At 65.3% G+C, this 26,560-nt stretch carries 20 protein-coding genes; 2 read left to right on the forward strand and 18 right to left on the reverse strand.

Translation table 11 applies throughout. The annotated features are described in order from the left end of the window. Positions 1-4,035 precede the first annotated feature (4,035 nt). The 7 genes from NE609_RS17850 to NE609_RS12755 form a co-directional block, all read right to left on the reverse strand. The gene (locus NE609_RS17850; protein ID WP_370867169.1) at positions 4,036-6,018 is read right to left on the reverse strand and encodes a prepilin-type N-terminal cleavage/methylation domain-containing protein; all 1,983 of its coding nucleotides are present in this window, start codon (positions 6,016-6,018) and stop codon (positions 4,036-4,038) included. A gap of 37 nt (positions 6,019-6,055) precedes the next feature. Continuing rightward, entirely contained in the window at positions 6,056-6,460 is a 405-nt protein-coding gene (locus NE609_RS12730; protein WP_256152711.1) for a type II secretion system protein, read from the reverse strand. A 28-nt stretch (positions 6,461-6,488) separates the two neighbouring features. Next, the gene (locus NE609_RS12735) at positions 6,489-6,959 is read right to left on the reverse strand and encodes a type II secretion system protein (protein WP_199724045.1); all 471 of its coding nucleotides are present in this window, start codon (positions 6,957-6,959) and stop codon (positions 6,489-6,491) included. Between the two features lie 49 nt (positions 6,960-7,008). Beyond that, positions 7,009-7,452, reverse strand: coding sequence for a type II secretion system protein (locus NE609_RS12740; protein ID WP_256152712.1), 444 nt, complete (start codon positions 7,450-7,452; stop codon positions 7,009-7,011). A gap of 145 nt (positions 7,453-7,597) precedes the next feature. After that, positions 7,598-7,972 carry a type II secretion system protein gene (locus tag NE609_RS12745; protein ID WP_256152713.1) on the reverse strand — a complete coding sequence of 125 codons (375 nt, stop codon included), beginning with the start codon at positions 7,970-7,972 and terminating at the stop codon, positions 7,598-7,600. Positions 7,973-8,020: 48 nt separating this feature from the next. Continuing rightward, a complete protein-coding gene (locus NE609_RS12750) occupies positions 8,021-9,088 on the reverse strand; it encodes a type IV pilus twitching motility protein PilT (RefSeq protein ID WP_243107479.1) in 1,068 nt (355 codons plus the stop codon). 17 nt (positions 9,089-9,105) lie between these two features. After that, positions 9,106-10,791 (reverse strand): GspE/PulE family protein, encoded by a 1,686-nt coding sequence (locus NE609_RS12755; protein ID WP_256152714.1) that lies wholly within the window; start codon positions 10,789-10,791, stop codon positions 9,106-9,108. Positions 10,792-10,857: 66 nt separating this feature from the next. On the opposite strand from NE609_RS12755, the gene NE609_RS12760 reads away from it, so the two are divergent. Further along, complete coding sequence (locus NE609_RS12760) at positions 10,858-11,625, forward strand: A24 family peptidase (protein WP_121587558.1); 768 nt, start codon at positions 10,858-10,860, stop codon at positions 11,623-11,625. Positions 11,626-11,701: 76 nt separating this feature from the next. Here NE609_RS12760 and gspM read toward each other — a convergent pair whose 3' ends face one another. From gspM to spoVG, 11 genes are all read right to left on the reverse strand, one after another. Beyond that, the gene (gene gspM / locus NE609_RS12765; protein ID WP_101549875.1) at positions 11,702-12,322 is read right to left on the reverse strand and encodes a type II secretion system protein GspM; all 621 of its coding nucleotides are present in this window, start codon (positions 12,320-12,322) and stop codon (positions 11,702-11,704) included. Then, positions 12,319-12,936, reverse strand: a complete 618-nt coding sequence (locus NE609_RS12770; protein WP_121587557.1) for a PilN domain-containing protein — start codon at positions 12,934-12,936, stop codon at positions 12,319-12,321. The genes gspM and NE609_RS12770 overlap by 4 nt, the downstream gene beginning before the upstream one ends. A gap of 14 nt (positions 12,937-12,950) precedes the next feature. Next, positions 12,951-13,910, reverse strand: coding sequence for a type IV pilus biogenesis protein PilM (gene pilM, locus NE609_RS12775; RefSeq protein ID WP_256152715.1), 960 nt, complete (start codon positions 13,908-13,910; stop codon positions 12,951-12,953). Between the two features lie 15 nt (positions 13,911-13,925). Beyond that, on the reverse strand, positions 13,926-15,113 hold the full coding sequence (locus NE609_RS12780; RefSeq protein ID WP_256152716.1) for a type II secretion system F family protein: 1,188 nt from the start codon (positions 15,111-15,113) through the stop codon (positions 13,926-13,928). A gap of 515 nt (positions 15,114-15,628) precedes the next feature. Beyond that, complete coding sequence (locus NE609_RS12785; RefSeq protein WP_256152717.1) at positions 15,629-17,128, reverse strand: recombinase family protein; 1,500 nt, start codon at positions 17,126-17,128, stop codon at positions 15,629-15,631. A 141-nt stretch (positions 17,129-17,269) separates the two neighbouring features. Beyond that, positions 17,270-19,312, reverse strand: a complete 2,043-nt coding sequence (locus NE609_RS12790) for a diguanylate cyclase domain-containing protein (RefSeq protein ID WP_256152718.1) — start codon at positions 19,310-19,312, stop codon at positions 17,270-17,272. 20 nt (positions 19,313-19,332) lie between these two features. Next, a complete protein-coding gene (locus tag NE609_RS12795) occupies positions 19,333-19,689 on the reverse strand; it encodes an Hpt domain-containing protein (protein WP_121587552.1) in 357 nt (118 codons plus the stop codon). 506 nt (positions 19,690-20,195) lie between these two features. Then, positions 20,196-21,620: a GntR family transcriptional regulator gene (locus tag NE609_RS12800; protein ID WP_256152719.1), complete on the reverse strand. Its 1,425-nt coding sequence runs from the start codon at positions 21,618-21,620 to the stop codon at positions 20,196-20,198. A 113-nt stretch (positions 21,621-21,733) separates the two neighbouring features. After that, positions 21,734-22,666, reverse strand: a complete 933-nt coding sequence (locus NE609_RS12805; protein WP_256152720.1) for a dipicolinate synthase subunit DpsA — start codon at positions 22,664-22,666, stop codon at positions 21,734-21,736. Positions 22,667-22,761: 95 nt separating this feature from the next. Then, positions 22,762-24,189, reverse strand: a complete 1,428-nt coding sequence (locus tag NE609_RS12810; RefSeq protein WP_256152721.1) for a D-alanyl-D-alanine carboxypeptidase family protein — start codon at positions 24,187-24,189, stop codon at positions 22,762-22,764. A 169-nt stretch (positions 24,190-24,358) separates the two neighbouring features. Beyond that, positions 24,359-24,676 carry a septation regulator SpoVG gene (gene spoVG, locus NE609_RS12815; protein ID WP_101549856.1) on the reverse strand — a complete coding sequence of 106 codons (318 nt, stop codon included), beginning with the start codon at positions 24,674-24,676 and terminating at the stop codon, positions 24,359-24,361. A 191-nt stretch (positions 24,677-24,867) separates the two neighbouring features. Here spoVG and murC point away from each other — a divergent pair, with 191 nt between their 5' ends. Continuing rightward, positions 24,868-26,229: a UDP-N-acetylmuramate--L-alanine ligase gene (gene murC, locus NE609_RS12820; RefSeq protein WP_101549853.1), complete on the forward strand. Its 1,362-nt coding sequence runs from the start codon at positions 24,868-24,870 to the stop codon at positions 26,227-26,229. The last annotated feature ends 331 nt before the right edge of the window (positions 26,230-26,560 follow it).

Genomic DNA, 26,560 nt, shown 5'->3' on the forward strand with positions numbered 1-26,560 from the left:
CCCCCGCTTCGCGCATTCTATGAGGCGGGCGGTTCCCCGCCCTCCGCGGGAGCGGCCGGGACGGAGGACGGCTCCGGGACAGAGGACGCCTCCTCGCGCGGAGGCTCCACCGGGGCCGCTTCCTCGGAGGAGGACCCGTCCTCGGACGGGCCTCCGGACGGATCATCCGCCGGAGGCGCCGCGTCCTCCCCCTCCGGGGTGGAATCCTCGGGCGGGAGCGGATCGACCGGCGGGACCTCTTCCTCCTCCATGACCGCGAGCGGCCACGGCAGGCTTTCCAGCGCCGCCCGCACCGCCGCGCGGTCGGTGAAGTCGGGCGCCGGGACGCCGTTTTCCTCAAAGAGGGCCGCCGTCAGCCGCCGGTCGGCGGGCGGTTCGTCCTCTGCGGGGCTGTCGGCCGGGGTGTAGACGGTCCCCGCGCCCACCGAGCGGATGCCGTCCGACGGATCGGCATAGTAGAAGCTGTCGGTGATGACCGCGTCGTCCGTCCGCTTCCCGGCAAGACCGCCGCGCGAGGAGGCGTTCCCCTCCACTGCGCCGAGGTTGAGGCAGTCGTTCAGCGCCCCTTCGAGGCTCCCGACGAGGCCGCCGGTATTCGTGCCGCCCCGCACCGCCGCCATGTTGTCACTGCTCTCCAGGGTGGACTTCCCGTCGGCCGAGCCCGCGAGCCCGCCCGTCTGGCTGCCGCCCTCCACCGCGCCGGAGTTGACGCCCTGCCAAAGGGCGCTGTTATCCACCTTGCCGGCGAGCCCGCCGGTGTTGGTGCCGCCCGTGACGGGCGCGGTATTCCTGCTGTCCTCGAGGCGGGAGTCGGCCCGCAGGCTCCCCACAATCCCGCCGATGGTCCCGCCGTCCGCACGGACCTCCCCGCTGTTTATGCAGGTTTCGATCATGCTGCCCACCGCCGCACCGGCGATGCCGCCCGCGGTTCCAGGGCCTCCCGCCGCGCCCACGGGCGCGGAGTTGCGGCAGTTGACGAGCACGCTTCCGTCCGTCGCCTGCCCGGCGATGCCGCCCAGGCCCAGCGGGACGGCGGTGACCGCCCCGCGGTTGTCGCACTCCTCGATCCGGGTGGCGCCCGCGCCGCCCACGATGCCGCCCGTGTTTCCGTTTCCGGCGGTATTGCCGCTGTGGCGGACCTCCCCCTCGTTGATGCAGCGGATGATCTCCATCTTCGAGACGCCGCCTGCGATGCCGCCGACGCTGTTCTGCGAGCTCTTGCCGTTCGCGGGAAGCTCGACAAGCCCCCGGTTCACGCAGTCGAGGATGCGCGTGCCGCTGCTCTGCTGGGTCCCGCCGAGGATGCCGCCCGCGTTGCGTTCGGCGCTTGAGACCTTCCCGCGGTTCTCGCAGTATTGGATGACGATGGCGTTTTCCTTATTTTCGCCGACGATGCCGCCGACGTTATAGCTCTCGCTGTGCACCGTCGCGGTGTTGACCACCGGGCGGTCCGGCTCGCCCGAAATGCCGACGCGCGCCTCCCCGGCGATCCCGCCGACCCGGATGCCGGTGCCGTTGACCGTGAAGTTTTCGCCGTTTTCGTACTGGCGGAGGCTCCCCGTCTGCAGGTAGCCGACCAGCCCGCCAACCGAGCTGCCGCCGCTCACCCTGACCGGCTGGACGGCGGGGACGGCGTTGTCCTTGAGGGAGCCGTTGTTGGTGCCGACCAGCCCGCCGACATAGTTGCCCTCCCCCTTGACCGTGAGGCCGCCCTCGGGCGGGTCGAGCACGCAGGATTCCACCGCGCCGTCCGTATCGACCGAGCTCCCACTGCTGCCGACCAGCCCGCCCGCGTTGGAGGTCCCGTTCGAGGCCTTCCCCGCCGAGACGTAGCTGCCGCGCATGGTACAGAAGCTGACCGCCCCGCGGCTCGACCCGGCGATCCCGCCCGCCGCGCTGGCGGAGGCGGTCACGTCCGCGCCGCTCTCGCAGTTGGTGATCTCCTTGCGGCTGTCGTGGCTGCCGGCGATGCCGCCCACGTAGGAGCCGCCCTCGACCGACTTGCCCGCGTTTGTGCAGTCCTCGATCGTCGCCTGGTTCTTCCCGACGATACCACCCGTCGCGTCCCCGCCGAAGATATCCCCTTCATTCCGGCAGTCTCCGATCCGCACCGCCGTGTTCTCCGTCTGGCCCGCGATGCCGCCGACATATTTCCCCTTGCTCTCGATATCGCCGTAGTTGGCGCAGTTCTCCACCGTGACGTCCCCGCGCGCGCCGCCGAGGATGCCGCCCGTCTTGTCGGGGTCCCCGGTGTCGGTGAGGTCGGCATAGTTGTAGCATTCGGTCACGGTGACCGCCGTGCTTCCTCCGGGCGAGGAGTAGCCCGCCACGCCGCCGAGGCCGCTCCCGGCGTTCCAGAGGCGGGGCTGGCCCCCGTCGTCCGGGTCGAGGTTCTCAAAGCCGTTGAAGCAGTTTTCAATCCTGCCGCCGTCCATGCGGCCCACGACGCCGCCCACATAGGAGCCGCCGGTATATTCGCTGCCGACCGTGCCTTCGTTGGAGCAGTCCGACAGCGTGCCCGCGCGCACATAGCCCGCGACGCCGCCCAGATAGTTCGCGCCCGCGCCCTTCCCCGGGTTCTCGACGAGCCCCGCGTTGACGCCGTTCCCGGCGTAGGCGCCGCTCTCCATGACGCCGACCACGCCGCCGAAATAGTTCCCGCCGAGGCCGGAGACCCGGCCCTCGTTGCGGCAGCCCTCGAGCGACTGGTCCGAACGCCCCGCGACGCCGCCCGCCGCCTCGCCGTCCGCCTGCACGAGCCCCCGGTTGACGCACTCGGTCAGGCCGGCGTGGGTGTAGCCGACGACGCCGCCGACATTGCCCGTGCCGCTGACAAACGCCGCGTTTTCCAGCCCGGTATGGGCCTGGCTTCCCTCCAGCCCGACATAGCCGCCCGCGTTTTTGCCCGACGCGAGCACCTTGAGCAGCCCGGACACGTCCACCGATTCGCCCGGCGCCAGCAGGTTGGCCGCGCGTCTGTCCGGGCCGTTCCGGGTGCCGCTGATCAGGCCGGAACCGGTGTTCCAGCCCACGACGCCGCCCACGTTCTCCACGCCCTGCACGATGCCGTTCGCGGCGGAAAATTCCGCGAAATCGCAGTCGGAAACCGTGCCGGTATTTTTGCCCGCGATGCCGCCGACCTGTTTTTCGCCAAAGACGCTGCCCGCGAGGGTGCAGCCGGAGATCTCCCCGGCGTTCTCCCCGGCGATGCCGCCCACGGCCTGCCCGTAGAGGGCGTTCGCGGGCAGGGCCTCCCACCTGCCGGGGGCCTCGGAGACGCCCGCGCCGTTATAGAGCGCGGCGCTGTTTTTGCTGTCCTCGATGCGGCCTCCCGCGGCGTTCAGCCCAGCGATGCCGCCGATCTGCCCGATCGTTGCGCCGCCCGAGACGGGATACCCCCGCACGAGCCCCTTGTTCTCGCTGCCGGTAATCGTGAGCCGGTTGCTCCCCACGAGACCGCCGACCCGCTGTCCGCCCAGGACGTTCGCCTCGTTCACAAGGCCGCCGGGCGCAAAGTCGCAGCCGCCGAAGAGGCCTCCCACGTCCGCGCCGCCCGAAACGTCGCCGACGCTGCGCACCGTCCCCGAGAGGGCGAGCCCCTCCGCGTACCCGGCGACGCCGCCCGCGTAGCTTCCGCCGGCGGCCAGCGTGCGGCTGACCGCCGTCTGGAGCGCGCCGCCCCGCATCGCGCCGAACAGGCCGCCGGCATAGCTGCCGCCGCCCGTGAGGGTGTAGTCGAGGACCAGGCGGCCGTCCGCCGCGCCGCCGAAATGGGGGTTCACCTCCGCGGTGAGCCCCGTCCCGGCGTAGACCACGGCGCCCGCGGACACCGTCCGGTAGCTGCCGCCGATGCTCTCCCCGACGAGGCCGCCGACATAGCTCCCCGTCCCAGTCACCCGCGAAAGCGCGGAGAAATCCGCGCTCCCGCCCGAGATATCCGGTTTGGTAGGCGGGATCTCGGTGGGCTCCACCGGGTCGGGCGGCTTCTGGCCCACCTCGCCCAAATCCGCCCACTGGGGCGGCCGGGCGGCCCACTCAGGGTGGTAGTTGCTGCCGCTCATCGCCACACAGATCCAGTAATGCCCCTGGTAGATCACCTGTTCTCCGGACGCATATCGCCTCTCCTCCCAGTCGGGCCACTCCCCGTCCGGGTCGGGCGCGGGCATCGGGAACCACGGTGTCTCCGGCGTACCCGGAACCACGCCCGCGGGAATCTGATCGTCGGCGCAGATATACCAGCGCCCCTGATCGGTCACCACCGCGCCGAGGCGGTAGATCTTGCCCGCCTGCCACTCCTCCACATTGGAAAAGCTTACGCCGCCAGCCCGCCGGGGCTGCCAGTCGGGGATTTCCTCCCAGTAGCCCTCCGCCTTTTTGTTCTGGGGCGGGACTTCGCGCAGCTCCTCGGGCAGGTCCTTTATGCAGCGGTAGTAGGTATTTCCATGCTTGACGATATCCCCCGCCAGATAGGCAAATCCGTTTTCCCAGCGGTCGCCCGGCGTGGGTCGGTCGGACGGGGTGTCCCCGCCGCCCGAACCGCCCGCATCGTAAATCGGCTCTCCACGGCTGCGCAGGTGGCAGTCCTCCATCCGCGCGTCGGTCGCCCGGCCCGCGAACGCGCCCACATGGTCCGCGCCCGCGACGCGCGCATCCTCCAGGATGAGGCGCTCCAGGTCCGCGCCCGAAAGCTCGGCAAACAGCCCCACGAAACTCGTCCGGGGGCTCTGCGCCGGGTTCTTTTTGCCCGCGTCCTCCCACGCGGGATCGATCGACAGGCCGGTGATCACGCCGTGAGTCCCCCCCGTCCGGGGGCGCGGTCTTATAAGCCCCCGTGAACGCCTCCCCGTCGGGGAAGCGCGTGGGGACGAAGTTTAAATCGTTCGGCGAGCGGTAGTCGTTTTCCGCGGCCTGCCAGTCGATGACCGCCGAGGTCTGCAAAAAGGTGCTCCCGCTCGGCGCGTAGCGCATGTTGTTGAGATGCCGGGCGTTTTTGATCTCGTAGAGCGTCATACCGCCCGGCGCGCTCTCCCCCGCGAAATGGGAGTGTTCCTCGTTGGACCGCCCGGCCGCGTCCTCCGCGCCCGGGGCTTTGGCGACCACCTCCGCGGTGATCAGTCCCGGACGGATGCCCGGATACCGGCTCACGCTGTGGTGCAGGCAGTCGAGCACCAGAATCAGCCTGCCGCTCAGCGGGTCCTTATAGAGGATGCTGCCGTTGGTGGGGGTGTCCTCCGCCACGGATACGTCCGCGACCTGGAGCTTGAAGAGGTTGGGCAGGCCGGGGAGCTCCAGCACCTGCGCGCCGTCCTGGTAGACGCGCAGGTCGTAGGTGACCGACTCGTCGTAGGGCACGGGAGTCACGTCGTTCCATTCGACGGTGAGGCGTTCCCCGTTTTCGATCCGCACGGTCGGCGCCTCGAGCGTCATCGCGCCGCCCAGCTCGCCGGTGTAGTCCACGCCGTAGTAGCCCTGCCGCTTGCGCTTCAGGTCGTCGCGGCTGCGGCTGACGACGTTCGCCCCGTCGGTCTCCGCGCCCTCGTAGCCGAGCGCCCCCGCCTGCTCGCTGTAAAAGACCGCCCGGACGACGCCGGTGGTCCGGTTGTATTCGATCAGAATGGAATTCTCGAGCACCCCGGCGTCCGCCAGATAGGGGCGCAGCACCTTGTCGAGAACGGGGTCTCCGCCGCCCGCCCTGCTGATGCGCAGCGCGCGGATGTTGTTCCGGTTCTTCTCGAGCTCCTCCGCGCCCGGAGTAGGCTTCACGTCCGCGTCGAGGTCCACCTCCCGGCTCGCTGCGTTCAGCTCGTCAAAGAGGCTGGTGCCGCGCGCGTTGGTAAACGCCTCCTGCGCGGACAGAAAAATCGTCCGTGCGCTCTGGTTGAGCCGCACCGACTCTGCGCTGCGGTACCACGCCAGAAAGGAAGGCGTCACAACGGCCAGCAGGACGCCGATCACGGCAATGACCACGACCATCTCCACGAGGGTGAACCCGCGCCTGTAATTTTGTTTTCCGCGCATCGGTTCATCCCCCCCTGCAAACTACCGGGCAGCACATTCAGTTCCCGTATCTTCCCACCGTGCCGTCCGGCATGGTGCACACCGCGCCGGCGGCCCCCCAGTTTTCCACGAACACCGTGTAGATATCGGGAAGCCCGCCCGTCAGGTAGCCGTCGAGCGGCCCCGCCTCCCCAGCGAGCTTTTTGACAAATTCGCCGTCGCCGTCATCGTCGATGTTGACGCCGTTTTCCGCCGACGGGTGTTCTCCCAGCATTTTCTCCGCCAGCCACGCGTCCGCCGCCGTACAGAGGGACTTTGCCGCCGCGTCGGCGCGCGCCTGCTTCGCGGTCGCGGCGTATCGCGTCACCAGCGGCGCGGCCAGCGCGATCAACACCGCGATGATCGCGATCACCACGATCATCTCGATGAGCGTAAAGCCCGCCCGGCCGGTTTTGCGTTTCATGGCGTTATCCCCCTGAATCCGGGACTGGTCAAGCACGCCCGGCAAACCATTTCTCCCAATCGAAGCCGCGCGGGTACACATACATATTGCCATCCTTCATGATGACAACGCCTGCAACCTCGAAGTTATCAACACCGACCATCCAATTGCCGTCGATCTTTCTGCTCAGATAGGCTCCCAAATCAACGTTCCGTACACTGAGCGAAGACTCAGTGGAAAGAAAAATCCCATTGCCCTTTGTATTCAGATCGTTCGTACCGTAATTATCCCCTTTTTCGACACAGTCCTCGTATCCGTTGAGCATTACCTCGGCGACGTAGGCCTCCCCGGCTGAATACAGCAATTTGGCCGACGCTTCATATTTCAGTTCCTTGGCGTTCGTGATATACCGGGTCATCAGCGGCGCGACCAGCGCGATCAATACCGCAATAATCGCGATCACCACAATCATCTCGATCAGCGTAAACCCCCTGCGTCTGCGGTTCTTCGTCTTATTCAAGTCAGCCACTCCTCTCCCGTTGATGTCAAAAGGTGTTTCTAAGTTTTATTTAACCGTCGCCATAGGGGTCAAAGCCCGCAGGATAGCCGTACCGCTTATCCCCGTCCACGATGACCGCGCCTTCGACGTTAAAATCCGTGACGATTACCGCCCACGTCTGCCCCGGAACGTCTCCGTCCAGATATTCCCCCAACCGCACAGTGCCATATGTTGTGTTGTTGAAGTTGCCGTCGCCATTCTTGGAGAGCTCGTTGTAATTCGGGTCGCCGTCAACGCAGTTCTCCAGCCCGTTCAGCAGTTCTTCGGCGATATACGCCTGCGCGGCGGTATAGAGCTGTTTGGCGGCGGCCCTGTACCGGGTTTCCTTCGCGGTGGCGATATACTTCGTCATCAGCGGCGCGACCAGCGCGATCAATACCGCGATGATCGCGATCACCACAATCATCTCAATGAGCGTAAAACCCGCCCTGCGCTTTTGTTTTTGCGCCGTCATGCTCATCATCCTTTCCCTGGCCGTCTGCTCCGGAAAGGGGCTTTCCGCGGGAAAGCCCCTTCTCCGCAAAAGACGGGGAACCAAACCCCGGGAAACCCGGGGTTTGGTTCTTCTGTCACCGCTAAAAACGATCTGTAAGCAACCGTCAGGACAGCGGATATGCGCCGGACGCACCGTCGTCCATCTTAACCTCGGCTTTCTTTACCGCGCCATCACTGATTTCAACGCCCACACTCGTGAGACTGTCCTTGTTGTCGATATAATCCTTCGCCGCCGACGCAACACTGTCCGCATCAAACGAAGTCGTGCCATTCAGCGTCTCCTCGGCAATGACCGCTTCCGCCGCGGTGTAGATGGACTTCGCCGCGCCGTCGGCCTTGGCCTGTCTGGCGGTGGCTATGTACTTGGTCATCAGGGGCGCGACAAGCGCGATCAGCACGGCGATGATCGCGATGACGACGATCATCTCAATGAGGGTAAAGCCTTTTTTGCGGGTTTTGGTGAGATACTTTTGAAACATCTCTGGTTCCTCCTTTAATAAAATACAATCTATAAAACCTTGTGGGTTTTAACCTTCTGAAAGCCCGACGAGCCGCCGGAAAAGCTCCCGGTCGGTGCAGCGGTCGAGCGCGTCCTCCAGGCTCACCTGCCGCTCCCGGCAGAGCTGCGCGAGGGAGGCGTCCATCGAGAACATCCCCTGCTTGACGCCCGTCTGGAGGACCGAGGCGATCTGGTGGCCCTTGTTCTCGCGGATGATGCTGGCCACCGCGTCGTTGACGAGCAGCACCTCGAACGCTGCGACGCGCCCGCTTCCGCCGACGCGCGGCAGAAGCTGCTGCGATACGACCGCCCGCAGCACCGACGCGAGCTGGGTCCGGATCTGCTGCTGCTGGTAGGGCGGGAAAACGTCGACGATCCGGTCGATCGTGGCCGCCGCGCCGGTCGTGTGCAGCGTGGAAAAGACGAGATGCCCCGTCTCGGCGGCGGTGACCGCCGCGGAAATCGTCTCAAGGTCGCGCATCTCTCCGACGAGGATGACGTCCGGATCCTCCCGCAGCGCGCTGCGCAGTGCCTGCGCGAAATCCGGCGCGTCCCGGCCGATCTCCCGCTGGTTCACCATGCAGCGCTTGTGCGGGTGCAGGTATTCCACCGGGTCCTCGATCGTCAGGATGTGCCCGCTGCGGGTCCGGTTCACCTGGTCGAGCATCGCCGCCAGCGTGGTGGACTTGCCGCTGCCCGTCGGTCCGGTCACGAGCACCAGCCCGCGCGGGAACCCGGCCATCCGTTCAAGCACCTTCGGCAGCCCGAGGCTTTCGATGGTGGGCAGCTCCTCCTGCAAAAGGCGGATCGCGGCGGCCAGGCCGCCGTTCTGGTGGTAGAGGTTCACGCGGTAGCGCCGCCCGGTTTCGTCGTGGTAGCAGAAATCGGCGTCGTCCGTCCCCGGCCCGAAGGAGATTCCCTCCCTGCCGCAGAGTTCGCCGATCAGCGCCTCGACCGCGTCCTCCCCGAGGACGGGCGCGTCGGGCAGCGGCCGCAGGGACCCGTTCTGGCGCATGATGGGGGGCAGTTCCTTCGTCAGGTGGAGGTCGGAGCCGTCAAAGGCTCTCGCCCTCCCCAGATATTCATCGATTTGCATGGGCATCCCCTCCCGGTTCATTCAATGTTGTAGGTGACGCGGAGGTACTCCGCGAGGGTGGTTTTCCCCTCCCGCACGAGGTCCGCGAGGTTATCCTTGAGGAAGCGCCCGCCCGAGGCGCGGATGGACTCCCGAAACTCCTGGACCGACGCGCGCTGCACGACGAGCTGGCTCAGCTCGTGGCGCATCGGCACGACCTCATGGATGGCCGTCCGCCCGAAATATCCCGTAAAGTTGCAGTGCGCGCAGCCGCTCCCGCGGTAAAAGGCCTTCGGCCGCGGCCCCTCCCAAAGGGAGAGCTCCTTCTCGTCCGGTTCGTATTCCCGTTTGCAGTGGGGGCAGACCAGCCGCACCAGCCGCTGGGAGATGACCCCCACCACCGCCGAAGCGACGATGTAGGGTTCCACGCCCATGTCCACGAGGCGCATGAAGGTCGACGCGGCGTCGTTCGTATGGATGGTGGTGAGCACGCGGTGGCCGGTGATCGCCGCTCGCGCGGCGATGCGTGCGGTCTCCACGTCGCGGATCTCACCGATCATGATGACGTCCGGGTCCTGCCGGAGGATCGAGCGCAGGCCGGAGGCGAAGGTGAGCCCCGCCTTCGGGTTGATCTGCACCTGGCTGATGCCGTCGACCAGCTTTTCCACCGGGTCCTCGATCGTCACGACGTTCACGTTCGGCGTCGAGAGCTGGTGGAGGACCGCGTAGATCGTGGTCGACTTGCCGCTGCCCGTCGGGCCCGTCACGAGGATGATCCCGTTGGGGTTGCGCATCACTTCCTCCAGGCGCGCGTAGTTGTCCGCCGAGATGCCCGTGTCCCGCACGTCGACGATGTCGAGGGTGTTGTCCCCCATGATGCGCAGCACCGCTTTTTCGCCGTAGACGGTGGGCAGGGTGGAGACGCGCAGGTTGACCGCCTTGCCGTCCACGTCGGCGGAGAAGCGGCCGTCCTGCGGCACGCGGCGCTCGCCGATGTCGATGCCCGAAAGAATCTTCAGGCGGGTGATCAAGGAAACGTGCACCGACGAGTTTAGGAACATCGCCTCGATCAGCTCGCCGTCCACGCGGAAGCGCACGCTGACGTTCTGCTTGCCCGGCTCGACGTGGATGTCCGAGGCGCGCATGTGGTAGGCCTGCGCCACGATTGAATTGAGCAGCCTCACGACCGGCGCGCTCTCGACCCGTTCGAGCATGTCGCTGTAATCCTCGCCCCGGGCGGGGTCGGCCACGTCCTCGTATTCGCGGTTGAACTCTTCCAGCGCCGACTCCGCGCCCTGCTGGGCATAACAGCGGTGAATCGCGTCGTTGAGGTCCCGCTTGGTGGCGAGCACCGGAACGATCTGCATGCCGGTGACGAGCCCCAGCTCCCCGAACGCGTAGAAGTCGAGGGGGTTGTTGGTGGCGACGGTCAGCTCCCCGCCCTGCACCCGCAGGGGGATGAGCGAATATTTCTGGGCGAGCTCGCGCGGCACCAGCTGCACCGCCGCCCGGTCGATCCGCTCCTCCTGCAGGTCCACGAAGGGGACCTCCAGCCGCTGCTGGAGCGCGAGCATGAGGTTGTGCTCGGTGACATAGCCGTTTTCCACGAGCAGGTCGCCCAGGCGGCCGCCCTTTTCCTTTTGGAGCGCGAGGGCCTCGTCCAGTTTTTCTGGGGTCAGGAATCCGGCCTCGACCAGGACCTGTCCCAACGGTAGGTTTTTCAAAGGCGCACTTCCTTTTCCGCCGGATTTGTGATAAAGTAGCGGTAACGCCGCCTGGGAGGGATCGTCTTGCTTTGGTTATTTGAACGGCTACCCGCCGCGCTCGCCCTGTTGTTCGGGCTGGTGGTCGGCAGCTTCCTGAATGTCTGCATCTACCGCATCCCGCTTGGGATCTCGGTCGCGAAGGGGCGCTCCTTCTGCCCCGCCTGCGGGGAGAAGATCGCATGGTACGACAACGTCCCCCTGCTGAGCTTTCTTGTGCTGCGCGGCCGCTGCCGGCGCTGCGGGGACCGGATTTCTCCGCGGTATCCCGCTGTGGAGGCCGCCAACGCCCTGCTGTGGCTCCTCTGTTACCTGAGCCACGGGTACTCCGCCAAGACGCTCCTGCTCTGCCTCGCGCTCTCCGCGCTGCTCGTGGCGGCGATGATCGACCGTGACACGGGGATCATCCCCGACCGCATCTCCGTCTTTCTCGCGGCGCTGGCCTGCTGCTCCCTCTTCGCCCCGGGGTTTCCTTCCCCGCTCGCACGGCTGGGCGGCGCGCTCTGCGTGAGCGTGCCCATGCTGCTCGCCGCGCTCCTCTGGGAGGGATTCGGCGGGGGCGACATCAAGCTGTGCGCCGCCTTCGGCCTGCTCGCGGGCTGGCGGCTTTCGCTGCTCGCCATCCTCTTCGCGTCGGTCTCCGGCGCGGCGTGGGCCGTCTTCCTGCTCCTGCGCAGGGGCGCCGGACGGAAGACCGCCTTCCCCTTCGGACCCTTCCTCGCGGCGGGCATGGGGCTGTCGCTCCTCTGGGGAGAGGAGCTCGTCGGCTGGTACCTGTCTCTCTTCCTGCTTTAAAGGCGGCGGCAAGCGGGCGTTGCTGCGCCTTTTGAAGGCGCAGCACAAAGCGGGGGCCCCCGCTTTGGCCTGCCGATCAGGCGAAGCCGAGGTCCTCCTCCGGCATGCGCACCCCGTAGATCCGCACGGTCGCGGAGACGCGCGCCTCGTCGCCATAGTCGTTTTCCGAATTGAAATCGATCTGCAGATGCTCCACCCGCAGGCAGAAGCTCTTTTCATTGAGCGCGTCCACGAACGCCTTGGCGTCCTCATAGCCTCCCGTTGCCAGCAGGTTCACCTCGCTGAGCATCAGGAGGCTTTCTTCTTCGCCCTCCTCCTGCGAGCCCGCCGCCTCGGGGAGGATCTCCGCCTCCCGCACCGTCCGGTAGGGGGAGATCTGCAAATTCTGCACATGCAGGCCGTGTTCCTCCATCAGGCCGTTGAGGATGTTGTCAATCGTGTAGCTGTTGAGGATGCTGTGGAAGGAGCCGTAGTTGTCCTCCGCCTCCCGCGCCGCCTGCCGGTACTGCTTGGCGAGCTTGCCGTCGCGGAGGATCTCCTCCATCTCCGCCCGTTCGGCGGAGACCTCCTGCAGGCGCTGCTGCTCTTCGAGCAGCTTTTCATGCAGCGGCATCATGCCGAACCGGAAGATGCACACGGCCACGATCACCACCGCCAGCAGGAAGAGCAGCCGCTTTTCCCGTTTCGTGAGCGTCATGGCGCCGCCTCCTCTCCCGCCGGATTCCACAGCCTGCAGGTGACGGTGAAGGCGTAGACGCCGCCGTCATGCACCTTGCGGTACTGGAAGCCCGAATAGCCGACCTCCTCAAACACGCCCGCGCCGGTAAGGTTTTCGGCGTATCTGGCGGGCGCGTCCTTGTCGGCGGAGACGCAGGCGATCTCCATCGTGTCGCCGTCGAAGGTGTACCGCTCGACCGTCACGTTGGAGGGGCGCTGCGCCTCCACCTGGTCGAAATCCACCGAGGAGAGCCGCCGCGTCCCCTCGAGCACCTCTATGTACCGTTCGCTCTTCTGGTTGTAGCGCATGAGCGCGTCCCGGGAGGCGCGCATCTGCGCCCGCTCCCCGAACTTTTCCGCGTTGGCCGGCGCGGCGAGGTAGTCCTCGTTGCGGGAGATCTCCTCCTTCAGGTCGGAGATCTGCCAGGAGAGCAGCGTCCCGTGGACGCCGGCCGCCACGGCCAGTATGACGGCCGCACCGCCGATCAGCAACAGCGACCGCCGGCGGGCGCTGCCCCGGCCCCGGTGCTCCTGCCGCCTGAGCGCGGCAAAAAAGTCGATATCCCGTTTTTTTGGAACCTGACGGACCCGCAAGCGCGCCGCCCCCTTTATAACCGAATCGCCGCTCCCACGGCGTAGAGGTATTCGCTGTATGGAAAGTCCCCGGGGCATTTGAAGCCCTCGGGCGCCGCCGCGGACGCCGCGTCGACGCGCAGCGCCTCCCGGAGCTCGCCGGCCAGCCGCGAATCGGCCGACAGGTCGGAGCAGAGGAAAATCCGCCTGACCGGCCGCTGCTTATCGTGCATCAGCTGGAACTGAACGAGGCGGGAAAGCTGGGCCGTCGCCGCGCGGGCCAGCCGCTCCTGGCGGCTTTCGGCGTCCGCCGTCTCGGGCACGAGCGAGGAGAGGATGTATTCGTTCTCCACCGGGCTCTTCGGGGCCGCGACCTGCGCCTCGCGGTAGAGGCGGGTTCCGCCGCCGCCGAAAAGGCTCAGGCAGAGCTCGTCCTCCCGCACCCCCGCGTAGATCACCGTCTCCTCCTTCGGGAGGTTCCGGTCGAGCCGGTAGGCCTTGCAGGCGGCGTTGCACGCCACGTCGAACGCCTCGGGCCGAAACCCGGCCTTGCGCACGGCGTCCCGGTAGCCGTCGACGAGCGAGCGCGGGACGACCGCGCACCACGCCCGGAAAAACTGCTTGCCCTCCCGCTCGGTCGAGCCGAGCAGGACGTAATCCATCAGGCTCTCCTGCTTGGAGGCGGACAGGTGCGCCGCCTCCCCCGCCAGGATCCGGTCGAGGTCCCGCGGCTTGGCGGCGGGCACCTCCAGCTCGCGGAAGGAGATCGCCGGGCTCGTCACCGCAAGGCACATCCGCTTCCCGCGCAGCCCGTTTTCCCGCGCCACGCGCGCCAGCGCCTCCCCAAGCTGGGAGGAGTTGACCACGATGCCGTTTTTGACGCAGCCCTCGGGGGTGGGCATCCGCCCGAAGCCGGCGATCTCCACCCCGCGCCGCCTGCGGCGCGCCGAAACCATATGGATCCATTGCGCTGAAATTTCCACAGATAAAATCATCTGAAAAATCCTCTCCTACAGGACCGTCCCGTACATGCTGTAGATCGGCAGCAGCACCGCCGCGATCACGATGCCGATGATGATCGCGATCACGATCATCATCAGCGGTTCCACCAGCGTCACCATCCGCTGCATCGCGGTCTGCGCCTCGTCGTCGTAGAACGCGGACAATTTTGCCAGGATCCGGTCGAGGCTGCCCGACTGCTCCCCGACGTAGATCACCGAGGTGACCATCGGGTCAAAGAGCCCCGTCTTTTCGATCGCGGCGGAGAGCATCTCCCCCTGCTCGATGTCCTGGATGACCTGGCCGAACCGCCCCTCGATATAGCTGTTGCCCAGCACGCTCACCGCGATGCTCACGGTGTCGAGCATCGAAATGCCGCTCGAATAGAGGATCGAAAGCGCGTCGGTCATCCGGGAGACGTAGACGGTCATGATCAGCTTGCCGAAGACCGGGATCCGGATTTTGAGCCGGTCGATCCACATGCGCACCCGCGGTATCCCGGACAGGAAGATCCAGCCGAGTCCCAGCAGGAGGACGGCAACGATCACCAGGTACCAGCGGTTGGTGAGAAAGCCGCTCACGGCCATGACGCCCCTGGTGATGGGCGGCACCTCGGCGCCCTCGAACATCGTGAAAAAGCTCGGCAGCACGAAGACGAACAGGCCGATCACGACCCCGAGCGTGACGCAGACGAGCAGCACCGGGTAGACGAGGCTGCTGCGCACCTTGTTGAGGATGCGGTTCTCCTTTTCGTAATGCTCGGCCATCCGTTCCATCACCCGGTCGAGCGAACCGCTCAGCTCGCCCGCCTGGACCATGTTCACGAGCAGCGGCGGAAAGACGCCCTCCTGCTCCTTGAACGCCTCGGTCAGCGAAAGGCCCTTCTGGATGTCCTCGTAGAGGCGCAGGTAAGCCTTGCGGGTCTTGGGCCGGTCGGCGCGGCTGCAAAGGATGTCGATCGCCTTGAGGACGGTGACGCCGGCGGCGAGCATCGTGCTCATCTGGCGGCAAAAAAAGGCGACCTCCTTGAGTCTGATGCGCTGGGGCCTGTGGGCATCTTCCCCGATTTCCTCCAGCTTCAGGCTGTAAAGGCCGCCGTCCTTCAGCTTCCGGAAAGCCGCGTCGCGGTTCTCCGTCTGAACAGTGCCCCGAAAAATTTTGCCGTTTGCGTCTCTGGCAACATATTTGAAACTCTGCAAAACGGCGGCCTCCTTCGGGTCAAATTCGGGCAGGAAAGATTTCCTTCATTCCAGACTTTTTAAGACAGTCACATTTGCCTGTTGCAACAAATTGATCAAGTTGAAGTGTTACCACGCAAAAGAGCTCCCTTTTTTAGACAATTTTGCGCGTTTTATTTAGTGATATTATAGCAGTTTCCCATTGGTATTTCAAGGGTTTTGGAGCTTGATCAGAATGGAATATTTTATGTTTTTTGCATTTTACTTTTGTTTTTCCTTCTTTTTCTAACTCTTAAAAATTGTTTTGTGACCGAATGCTATTTGTTTAAATGATACAATAATCCATAAAAATACAAAACAGGACCGGCCGGCGGACCGGCCGGCTTCCTGCACGTTCCCAATCTTAAACCCACCATTTTTTCCGATTTTTTGCAAAAATGCAGATTTACCCACCTGATCAAGCAGCGTCCGCCAGCGCTTCCTGCATTTTCCTAGTTTTCGCGCCGCCTCCCACACGCCTCCGGCAGGCATCAATTCTACCGCTTCTGCGTTATGTCGGCGCAGCGCAGTCTGATCACAAGAGCTTTATCCGACGACGCTTCGATCCGTTCGATCAATCCGAGCGCAAGTCCGCGGCTGAGTGTTTTTCCTCCGAGCAGCTCCATCGCTCGGGTGCGGAAATCCTCCCGCGCCTCGTCCCCCCGCCGCGCGGCGGCGAGCTTATCCGCGAGCGCCCGCTCCTGCCGCCGCATCCGCCCGGCGAGCGCGTCGAACGCCTCCTGCCCGACCCGCCCCTCCGCCCGGTCGCGGTAGAGGGCAGCCAAAGCGTCCCGCGACCGTTCGAGCCTGCGCGCGAGAATTTCCGCCTCCTCCCCGGCGGGACCCGCGGCCTCCTCCGCCAGCCCGCCGGGATCCCGCACCTGGGCGAGCAGCTCCGCGAGGGCGGCGCGGACGGCCTCGAGCACCGCCTCCTCCCGCAGGTAGTGGGCGGTGCAGCGGTGCTCCCCGGGGTTCCGCTTCCACCCCGCGCAGACGAAGTAGCGCGCCTTGCCGTTCGACCAGAGGGTCATCGGCGCGCCGCAGTCCGCGCAGAAAAAGAGCCCCGTCAGCGGCCTGGGTTCCGCGGTCTTCCGCCGCGCGGCGTAGCCGCGCACCGCGAGCAGCTCCTGCGCGCGCTCGAACGTCGCGGAGGAAACGATCGCCTCGTGCGTCCCCTCCGCGACCAGCCACTCCTCCCGCGGCAGGCGGCGCACCCGGTCCAGCTTGTAGCTGATCTTCTGCGACATGCGGGAGACCAGGTCCCCCCGGTAGGTCGGCATCGACAGGATGCGGCGCACCATCGGGTAGCTCCACCCCGCGCCGGGCTTTTGGCCGCAGGCCATCCGCTTGCCCGCCGAGGGGGTGGGGACCCCCTCCTCCGTCAGCCGGCGGGCGATGGCCGACACCGTCTGCCCGCCGAGGAACCAGGCGTAGATCCGCCGCACCTGCGCGGCCTCCTCCGCCTCGACCACAAGATGGTTCCTGTCCGCCGGGTCCTTGCGGTAGCCGTAGGGCGGATAGGTCCCGATGAACTTGCCCATCTGCCGGCGCGTCTGGAGCGCGGCGCGCACCTTGCGGGAGATGTCCTTCGCGTAAAGGTCGTTGAAGACCGCCCGGAAAGGGGTCATGTCGCTCTGCTCGGCGGCCGTGTCGATGCGGTCGTTCACCGCGATGTAGCGGACGCCCCGCTCGGGGAAATACCGCTCGAGGTAGTAGCCCGTCAGGATGTAGTCGCGCCCGAGCCGGGAGAGGTCCTTGGTGAGCACCGTGTCGACCCGGCCCGCCTCGATGTCCTCCACCATGCGCAGGAAGCCCGGCCGGTTGAAGTTCGTCCCCGTGTAGCCGTCGTCCGCGTAGATTTCCACGACGGGCAGGCTGTTTTTCCCGCAGTAGTCCAGCAGGAAATCCCGCTGGTTCCGGATGCTCTGGGAGGCGCCGTCCCGGTCGCCGTCCTCCTTGGAAAGGCGCAGATAGAGCGCCGCGCGCGCCGCGCTCACGGCCCCCTCCGTTTCCGTTCGTCCATCTGCCCACCCCCTGCCCCAATATATGCCGCGCGGCGGCGGACCATGCGCGGGGCGGGACGCGGAAAGACCGCCGCGAAAGCGGCGGTCTCTTGTTCCGGTATGCGGTGGCGCGATTCAGGCGTCCATCGGCGAAAGCACGCTCAGGACCCCCTGCATCGAATCGTCATAGAAGCGGTAGCGGTCCTTCCCGCCCTTTTTTGCCACATACAGCGCCTGGTCGGCCGCGTGGAAGAGCGCATCGTACTGGGTGCCGTTTTCCGGCGAGAGGGCGATGCCCATGCTGATCAGGATTTCAAACGACTGGTATTCCCCGTGCAGCGCGGCGAAAATCTGCCGGATCACCGGCTCGATTTCGCCGCTGTATTCGAGGAAGATGAGGAACTCGTCTCCGCCGATCCGCGCCGCGATGTCGCCGCTGCGCACGCTCTTCTGCACGAGCTGCGCCACATGCTTGAGCACCTCGTCCCCAAACATATGGCCATAGCGATCGTTGGCCTCCTTGAAGTTGTCCAGATCGAAGAGCACCATCGCGTAGGGCCTGTCCCCGCCGGACAGCGCCATCTGGATCCACCTGCGGGCGGCGGCGTGGTTGTTGAGCCGTGTCAGCGAATCCTGTTCGGCCATCCGCTTGAGCCGCTCCAGCCGCAGCTGTTCCTCGTGGTCGTCCACGAATTTGCCGATGACCCCCACCTGCTCGGTCCCATTCCCCTCCCAAAGGGGGCGGGCCACCGCCTTGTACCAGCGCCTCTCCCCCTTGACGTTGAGGCAGTAGGTCCCGCTGACGATCGGCTTTTCGGGCGTCGCGCGGCGCAGGCGGTCCTGCAGGTCGAGATAGTCCGCGATGAGGAAGATCCCTTGCAGCTCCCCGTTTTGCTCGGGGTGCTCGATCAGGACGTTCAGCCCAAGCTGGCGCGCCCCCCATTCGGACAAGGTGAGCAGGTCGGACTGATAGCTGTATTCAAACTGGATCTCATTGGACATCGAGGCGAAGAACTGGTACTTGGTCCGCTCCTGCTCCAGCAGGGTGAGGGTGCGGTTGGACACCTTTGAGCCGGCGATCGCCTGGGTGGAGAGCTCCCGGATGTTCGCCTCGGAGACGTCGTTGAGCGAGCGCAGGCGGAGCTCGTCGTCCAGGCGCGGCCCCAGCTCCCGCAGACACTGGAGCAGCAGCGGGTTGAAGACGCCGCACTCCCCGCCCATGATCATCCGCATGGCCACGCCGTGGGGAAAGGCCTGCTTATAGACCCGCGTGCTCGTCAGTGCGTCGTAGACGTCCGCGAGCGCGACGACCTGGGCCTCGACCGGGATCTCCTCCCCCCGCAGCCCGTCGGGATAGCCGCCCCCGTCATACCGCTCGTGGTGCCAGCGGCAGATGTTGTAGGCCACCTGGAGCAGCTCCTCCTTGTGGCGCAGGAGGGCGTCCTCCATGATCTGCGCGCCGAGGGCGCAGTGGGTCTTCATGACCTCGTATTCCGCGGGCGTCAAGGAGCCGGGTTTATTCAAAATTTCCTCCGGGATGGAGATCTTCCCCACATCGTGCAGCGCGGAGGCGTTGACGATCAGCGCCGACCGGGCGGCCGTGAGGGGGTAGCGGTCGGTGATCTCCTGGAGCTTGCGCAGGAAAATCTCGGTGAGGGTGCGGATGTGCAGCACGTGCAGCCCGCTTTCCCCGTTGCGGAACTCGACGATGTTGGACAAGATCTCCACCATCAGGAAGTTGTTCCGCTCCTTCTCCACGATCTGCTCTGCTACCATCCCTTCCAACGCTTTCTGCTTGGAGTAGAGCATGATGGTGTTGCGCACGCGGCGCTGGACGGTTTTTTCATCGAACGGGCGGCTGATGTAGTCGGTGGCCCCGAGGTCATAGGCGTGGTCGATGTAGGTGGATGCGGTCTCCGACGAGATGGTGATGACGGGGATGTGCCCGATCCAGCCGTTCTTGTTCATGAGCGCCAGGACCTCGAAGCCGTCCATCTCCGGCATGACGATGTCCAGCAGGACAAGGGCGAGCTCCTCGCTGTACTGGTGCAGGATGGCGGACGCCTCCACGCCGTTGGCGGCTTCCAGGATCTCGTAGTCCTCCGAAAGCATATCCGCCAGCAGGGAGCGGTTCATCTCCGTGTCGTCCACGATCAGTATCATGCCTTGCTTTTTCATGTCGTCCTCTTTTCAAATCCTTAAGCCTGCGCCAGCTCCCGGATCCCGTTGATGGTTTTCTGGTAGTCCTCCCCGACCCGCCGGAGCAGACCGGGTACGGCGTCCGTGAAAGCGCCGCCGCGCAGCTCCTCGCACAGGTCGCCGGCGGACCGGTACAGGGCGGTCAGCCCCAGGTTCAGGCAGACGCCCTTGATGGAATGGGCGGCCCGGAACGCCTCCTTCGCGTCCCCGGCCTCCACCGACCTGCACAGCAGGCCGTAACTGGGCTCCTCGGCGAACTTGAGCAGGAAGCGCCTCACGCGGTCCTCGTTCCCCATCAGGCGGAGCACCTCCGCATAGTCCGCCCCGATCAGGGCGTAACATTCCGCAGTCGTCATCGACACACGATCCCCTTTATCCGCCCGCGGGCGGTCATTTTATAGTCTTTTGCCGCCCCCTCCCGGGCTTTTCCCCGGAAAAGGACGGCTGACTTCCACCGTATAATCGTCCCTGACCCTCATAATACCTCTATTTTAACGTGTTTGTGACCAAGAAGCAAGACGAATCTGAAATTTGAGTTCCCCGGCGGACTCCACCGCATGGAAAGGCCCCGGCGCGCCCCGATGGGGGCGCGCCGGGGCCTTTCGCGGAGGGCTTACCGTTCCGGCTCCTCCCGCATGGCGCGCAGCAATTCCAGCAGCAGCTCCCGCAGGGAGGGCCCGTCCTCAGGTGCGAAGACGAGCCGGACCGTCGGTTCCGTTTTTTCCATGCGCCCACCTCCGACACAGTATATGTCCCGCCGCGCCGCCCAATGCGGACGGATGAGGACAAAAAAAGGGCCGCCGCTGTGACCGCGGCGGCCCTTCGGTTCCATCCCATGCTTTGCGTCCGGCGGCTCCCGTTTTCAGAGGACGCCCCGCTCCCGCAGCCTGCGCCCCGCCCCCTCGAGGACATGGAACATCAGGCCGCTGAAGCCGCGGGCGAACCGGCCGGCGTCCCGCGCGGCCAAACCGGCGCGCATCTCCTCGATCAGCTCCCGGCGCTCCCCGGAGACGGAGCTCCCCCGAGCGAGGAAGCGGAGAATGACCCCCCAGCCGAACAGGTCGGAAAGCTGCCCGTAAAGCTCCCGCAGGCAGGGGGAGGCGTCGGAATCCGCCACCAGCTCCATGCAGGTGAAGGGGACGATGTCATAGGCGGTCTCGTTCCGGAAGGTCTCCGCCGCGCGGCGGACCTTGTCCGGCTTGAAGTGCGGGAAGGAGGCCAGCATGACCGCCTCGCCCGTCAGCGCGAGCATCTGCACCGTCTGTAAAAAAATCTTTAGGTTTTTGCGCACCGCGGGGGCCTGAAGCCCCTGCCGGGCGACGTTCTCCTCCTGCGGGATGACCCGTGTGCCCCGGCCGTTGATCGTCTCGGTCAGCCCGAGCCGTCCTAGCAGCACGAGCGTCCTGCGGATCGTGATCACCGAGACGCCGTACTCCTCCGCGAGGTCGGCGGCGGAGGGGAGAAATTCCCCGAGCCGGTAGTCCTCGGCGTAAATCTTCCGGATGAGCTTCATGGCGATGAAAAAGCCCTGCTGCGGCCGGCCCTTGTAGACGCGCCAGGTGAAGGGGACCTGCTCGGACGCGGGCGCGTACCGTGACGCGAGTTCGCCGAAGTGGGCGCGAACATGCACGTCGCAGTTCCCGAAAAAGCGGCAGATCAGCGTTCGCAGCCGTTCGGAGTCCTCCGCGCGCCGCGCGTCGATCATCTCCATGAACCTGCGGCGCAGGTTTTCCGAATCCCGCTCGTTCTCCGCCTCGTCCGCAAAGAGGCCCCGCAGGTAGGTCATGCGGCTGAAGACGGAAATCTCCCAGAAAAAGGAGGTGAGCAGCGGGTTGCCCAGCGGCGCGAGAATCCGGCAGAAGCATTGGAGCTGCGTTTGAAGATTCTGTATGCGCATCTTCTCCACCGAAAGGGCGAGTCCGTCCAGTCCCTCCCCGTCCATCATCAGGAACCCCCGCAGGAAGATCTCCGGCAGAATCTTTTTCGCCATCCAGGACAGGTCGAGAATGGAATCCCGCCGGGCCGCGAAATAGGCGACGCACACCTCGCGGCATTGGCCGCCCGGCGCCCCCCTGATCACAACGGCGTTCCTCCCGCGCGAGATCGACAGGTAGCCCTCCTCCTCGAGCATGTGGTAGGCCTTGCGGATGGTGCGCGTCGAGACGCCGAACATTTCGCGCGCCTCTCCGATCGAGGGCAGGGTGTCCCCCTCCTGGTAGAACCCAAGGCAGATGCGGGTGAAAAAATAGTCATATATCACGCTGTAAAGCCGCTGCTCTCTGTTCAATTGTGCCTCTCCCTCCTCAAAAAGCGCCCTTCATCATGTTACCGTTCTATTTTATCAGTTTAGTGTCTAGAAGTCTATGTCCTATTTGTAAATACTTCCATCATCCGCCTTGTTTACGCAACCTTCCCCCGCGCCCCGGCCCCGCGCACGGATCGGGCCTTTGCCGCCCGAACCGTGGTCCCTTGCGCTCCACCCCTTCCAAAACCTTCGGGAGCCGCCTTTTTGGACCGGCGCGGGCGGGCCCGCCCGGCCCGCGAAGCCGGGCGTTCCGGGCGTTTGGGCGGTGGTGCAAACGTCCGCCCTACCCCGCCCGGCTTTGAAGCAAGATCGATCAGCAGCGTATCCGGGCCCAGCTTCTCCAGGATGTCGGCGGTGAGGATGCGGGCGGGCACCGTGTTGAAGAGGACATCCATCCCCCGGACGTGCTCCGCGAGCGTCGCGATATGTACCGCGCGGCATCCCTCCGCCTCGATTTCGGCCAGGTCGCCGTGTTTGCGCGCCGCGACTGTGACATCCGCGCCCATCCCGCGCAGGATGCGCATCAGCGCCTTGGAGATCCGCCCGTGCCCGGTGATCATGCAGCGGGAGCCGAACAGGGAGATCGGCAGCTCCTCCATCGCGATCGACGCCGCGCCCTCGGCGGTGATGACCGCGTTTTTCACGCAGAGCTCCTCCCGTTCAAAGTAGTCGATGATCGTGACGCCGCAGCTCTCGGCCAGCGCGCGCATCGCCGGGCTCACCTTGCCGCCCAGCACGCAGGCGCCCGGCTTGAGCCCCGACAGGCAGTCGCACACCCGCACCTTCTGCTTGGAAAAGGGCGCGTTCACATGCCGTTCGTCGGTGCTCATCGGCAGAGGAAAGATGATCACGTCGCACTGCGGCAGGACGTCCTCCGGGTCTTCGGCGCACACCAGGCTTTTCTCAAGCGCGCTGTTCGTTTCGAGCAGCATGGCGTAAACCGTTTTCCCCTGTGCCGCCAGCCGGTTTGCGACGTGCGCCTGGCGCAGGTCCCCCCCGACGACGGCAAAGGTTTTATATGCAGTCATAAAAGTACCCCCATAGGATTTTACTGGCATACTCACGTATACCCCATCCTATGAGGGTCTTTTCGATTCGGTGATTGCCCGGCGGGCGAATCCCCCTATTTCAGCTCCTCCACGTCGATGATCCGGATCTTGTCCTTCGCGTCCTTGCCCGTGCGCACGTCGATGAAGGTTTCCGGACGCGGGCGCGGGCGAGCCTGCGGGGGCGCGGCGCGGTTCACGCGGCGGCGCCTCCGGCGCATTTTGCGGTAGCGCGCCCGCAGCACCGCGCGCACGACCAGCAGCAGGACCGCCAGTCCCAGCAGCACGCCCCCGAGGATGCCGGCCCAGCGCAGGAGCATGGGCAGCGGGCTTTTCCCGTCCTTCTGCGGCGCGCCGTCCGCGGGCATCGCCTCCGGCTGCGGCAGCGAGAGGGCGAGCGGGACGGTCCCCACGACCTCCTCCATCCGCCCGGGGGGCGAGGGGAGCACCAGCTCGGCGCGGGCTTCGGCGGCCGTCTCGGGCGTCAGCGGATCGGGGATGGAATAGCGCACCCCAAGGTCGTCCGCCGTTGTCCCGGCGGGGAGCAGGACGGAAGCCTCCCCCTCCGCCGCGAGGGACGCGGTGAGCGTCCCGCCGTCCGCGCCCGTATAGGAAGCCTCCCGCCGTTCGATCTTCGAGGCGGGCACGGCGGTCCGCGAAAAGGCGCCGAAGCCGTAATCGAAGAGGTTGGTCGAGTCGATATACTGCGCGTCGATGACCCCGTCCGAGTGGAGCACGATGCAGATGAGGGTCACGCCGCCCCGCTCGGCAAGCGTGACCAACGTGTGGCCGGACTCCTCCGTCCAGCCCACCTTGCCCGCAAATGCGCCGGGATAGGTGTCGTTCAGCGTGAACATATAGTTGCGGTTGTTGAGCCGCCGGGTCTCCGCCTGCTTGTTGGTGGGAGGAATCTCATAGTGGGTGGTGCCCGCCAGCGTGCGGAACTCCGGATGGCCGTAGGCCTCCCGCGTGATGACCGCCATGTCCCGCGCCGAGGTGTAGTGCGCCGTGTTCGGCAGGCCGTTGGCGTTTACAAAGTTCGTGTTCTGAAGGCCGAGCTCGGCGGCGCGGCTGTTCATCCGCCGCGCGAACGCCTCGAGCGAGCCGGCCAGGTGGACGGCGAGCCCGTTGGCCGCGTCGTTGGCCGACTCGACCATCATCGCATATTCCAGCTGCTCGACGGTGAGCTGCTCGCCCCCCGTCAGCGCGATGTGGGTGGTGTCGCGCGGGACCGCGAAGACCGCCTCGTCGGTCATCGTCACCACGTCGTCCGGCTGCGCCTCCTCCATCGCGATCAGGCAGGTCATGAGCTTGGTGATGCTCGCCGGGTACATTTTTTTGTCGGGGTTCTTCTGGTAGAGCACCTGCCCGGTGTCCGCGTCCACCAGGATCGCCGCCTCCGCGTAGAGGGTCGGCGGCTGACCGGGATTCTGTTCGGCCGAAGCCGGGAGGGAGAGGGGCAGCGCAATGAGCAGCGCCGCCAGCAGGGTCAGGAACTTTCGCATGGCCACCTCGTCGTTATCAAGAATTCGCGGCAGGGCCGCGGAAGACCGTCTGTGGATTATTTTAACACAAAATCCGACGGGGTTTGCGTGCGGCGCGCAAAAATTCACAGATGCTTAACAAATGCCTCGGACGGCAAAAATACCGCCCCGCGTTTCCGCGGGGCGGTATTCATTCCCCGGCTTCCTGGCCGGCGTGCAGGTGCTCCTCGAGCTGCTGGGCGCCTTGCTGTGCCGCGAGGTGCTCCTGGTAGGCGGAGAGGATCGCGTCCTCGAGCTGGCGGCGGGCGGCGGTCGTGATCGGGTGGGCGATGTCCCGGAAGGCGCCGCTGTCGTCCCTGCGGCTGGGCATCGCCACAAAGAGGCGTTCCGGGCCCTCGATGACCTTGATGTCGTGGACGGCGAGCTCTCCATCGATCGTCACGGATACCAGCGCGCGCAGGCGGGTATCCTGATAGGTACGGCGGATTTTGATATCGGTGATCTGCATGGTGAATTTCCTCCTCGGGTTTTGTCAAAGATGCTATCGATAGTATTCGGCGGTTTTCCAAAAGTTATGCACCACGCCCTGGCGCACTTGAATTTTTCACCAATCCGTCCTATACTACATACAAGTAAAATATCCAAGCAAATTTGACGGGAAAGGCTCGCTGCCTTTCCTTTTTGGAGTTGAAAGCGCGCATGTTCGACGGAAGCCTCCTGAAAACGGTAAAGCACATCCATTTTATCGGCATCGGCGGGTCGGGAATGTTCCCCATCGTGCAGATTCTGCACGCGCAGGGCTATTTCATCACCGGCTCCGACAACAACGAATCCGACACCGTCTCGCTCGAACGCAGCATGGGCATCCCGGTCGCGCTCGGCCAGCGCGCCGAAAACATCGACGGCGCGGACCTCATCATCTACACCGCCGCGATCATGGCCGACAACCCCGAGCTGATCGCCGCGAAAAAAAGCGGGGTCCCCACCGTCGAACGCGCAGAGATCCTCGGCTACCTCACGAGCCTCTACCACGAGTGCATCTGCGTCTGCGGTACCCACGGCAAGACCACCACCACCGCCATGCTCACCCAGATCCTGCTCGGCGCGGGCCTCGACCCGACTGCGGTCATCGGAGGCAAGCTGCCGGCCATCGGCGGAAACGGCCGCGTGGGGGAAAGCGGCGTCATGGTGTGCGAGGCGTGCGAGTTCAACGACCACTTCCTCCAGCTCGATCCCGACGTGGCGGTCATCCTCAACGTCGACGCCGACCACCTCGAGTATTTCGGCACGATCGAAAACATCATCAAATCCTTCCGCATCTTCGCCGGGATGGCGAAAAAGGCCGTCATCGTCAACGGCAGCGACGAAAACTCGATGAAGGCGGTCTCCGGCGTCACGGGCAAGGAGATCATCACCTTCGGCTGGGAGGAGAGCTGCGACTACTCCCCCGCCGGCATTGTCCACGAGGGGGCCGTCTCCACCTTCGACCTGCTCCATCACGGAAAGCCGCTCGGCCGCTTTACCATCCACGTGCCCGGACGGCACAACATCCTCAACGCCGTCGCCGCGATCGCCGCCGCCATCCATGCGGGCGCGCCCGTTTCCGCAATCGCCGAGCACCTCGCGAAGTTCCGTGGGGCGGGGCGGCGGTTTGAAATCCTCGGTGCCGTGAACGGGGTCACAATCGCGGACGACTATGCCCACCATCCCGCCGAACTGGCCGCGACCCTCCGCGCCGCCAAGGAGCTTCCCTTCCGCGAGGTGTGGGCGGTCTTCCAGCCGTTCACCTATTCGCGCACCCAAATGCTGATGGACGACTTCGCGCTTGCCCTCGCCCTCGCCGACCATGTGGTCATGTCCGAGATCATGGGCAGCCGCGAGAAGAACACCTACGGCGTCTACACCAGCCAGCTCGCCGAAAAAATCCCCGGCTCGGTTTGGTTCCCCGCGTTCCCCGAAATCGCCAGGTACGTCATGGCCAACGCCAAGCCGGGCGACCTCGTCCTCACCCTCGGATGCGGTGACGTCTACAAATGCGCCAAGCTCATGCTGCAAAAATAGGTTTATCTGGAAAAGGGCCCACCGGCTATGCCGGTGGGCCCTTTTGGGTTTGCCGCTCAGTGAGCGGCGTAGCTTGCCGGGTCCCGCCCCGGCGTGGGCTTAGGCTTGCCGCTCAACGAGCGGCGAAGTTTGTCGGTAGTCGACCGACGGCGGTTTTAGGCTTGCCGCTCAGTGAGCGGCGTAGCTTGCCGGGTCCCGCCCCGGGGCGGGCTTAGATTTGCCGCTCATCGAGCGGCGCAGTTTGATTGTCCGCTCAACGAGCGGCGCAGTTTGTCAGTAGTCGACCGACGGCGGTTTTAGGCTTGCCGCTCAGTGAGCGGCGTAGCTTGCC

This window comes from Anaerotruncus sp. DFI.9.16, assembly GCF_024461615.1.
Taxonomy (GTDB): Bacteria; Bacillota; Clostridia; order Oscillospirales; family Ruminococcaceae; genus Anaerotruncus; species Anaerotruncus massiliensis.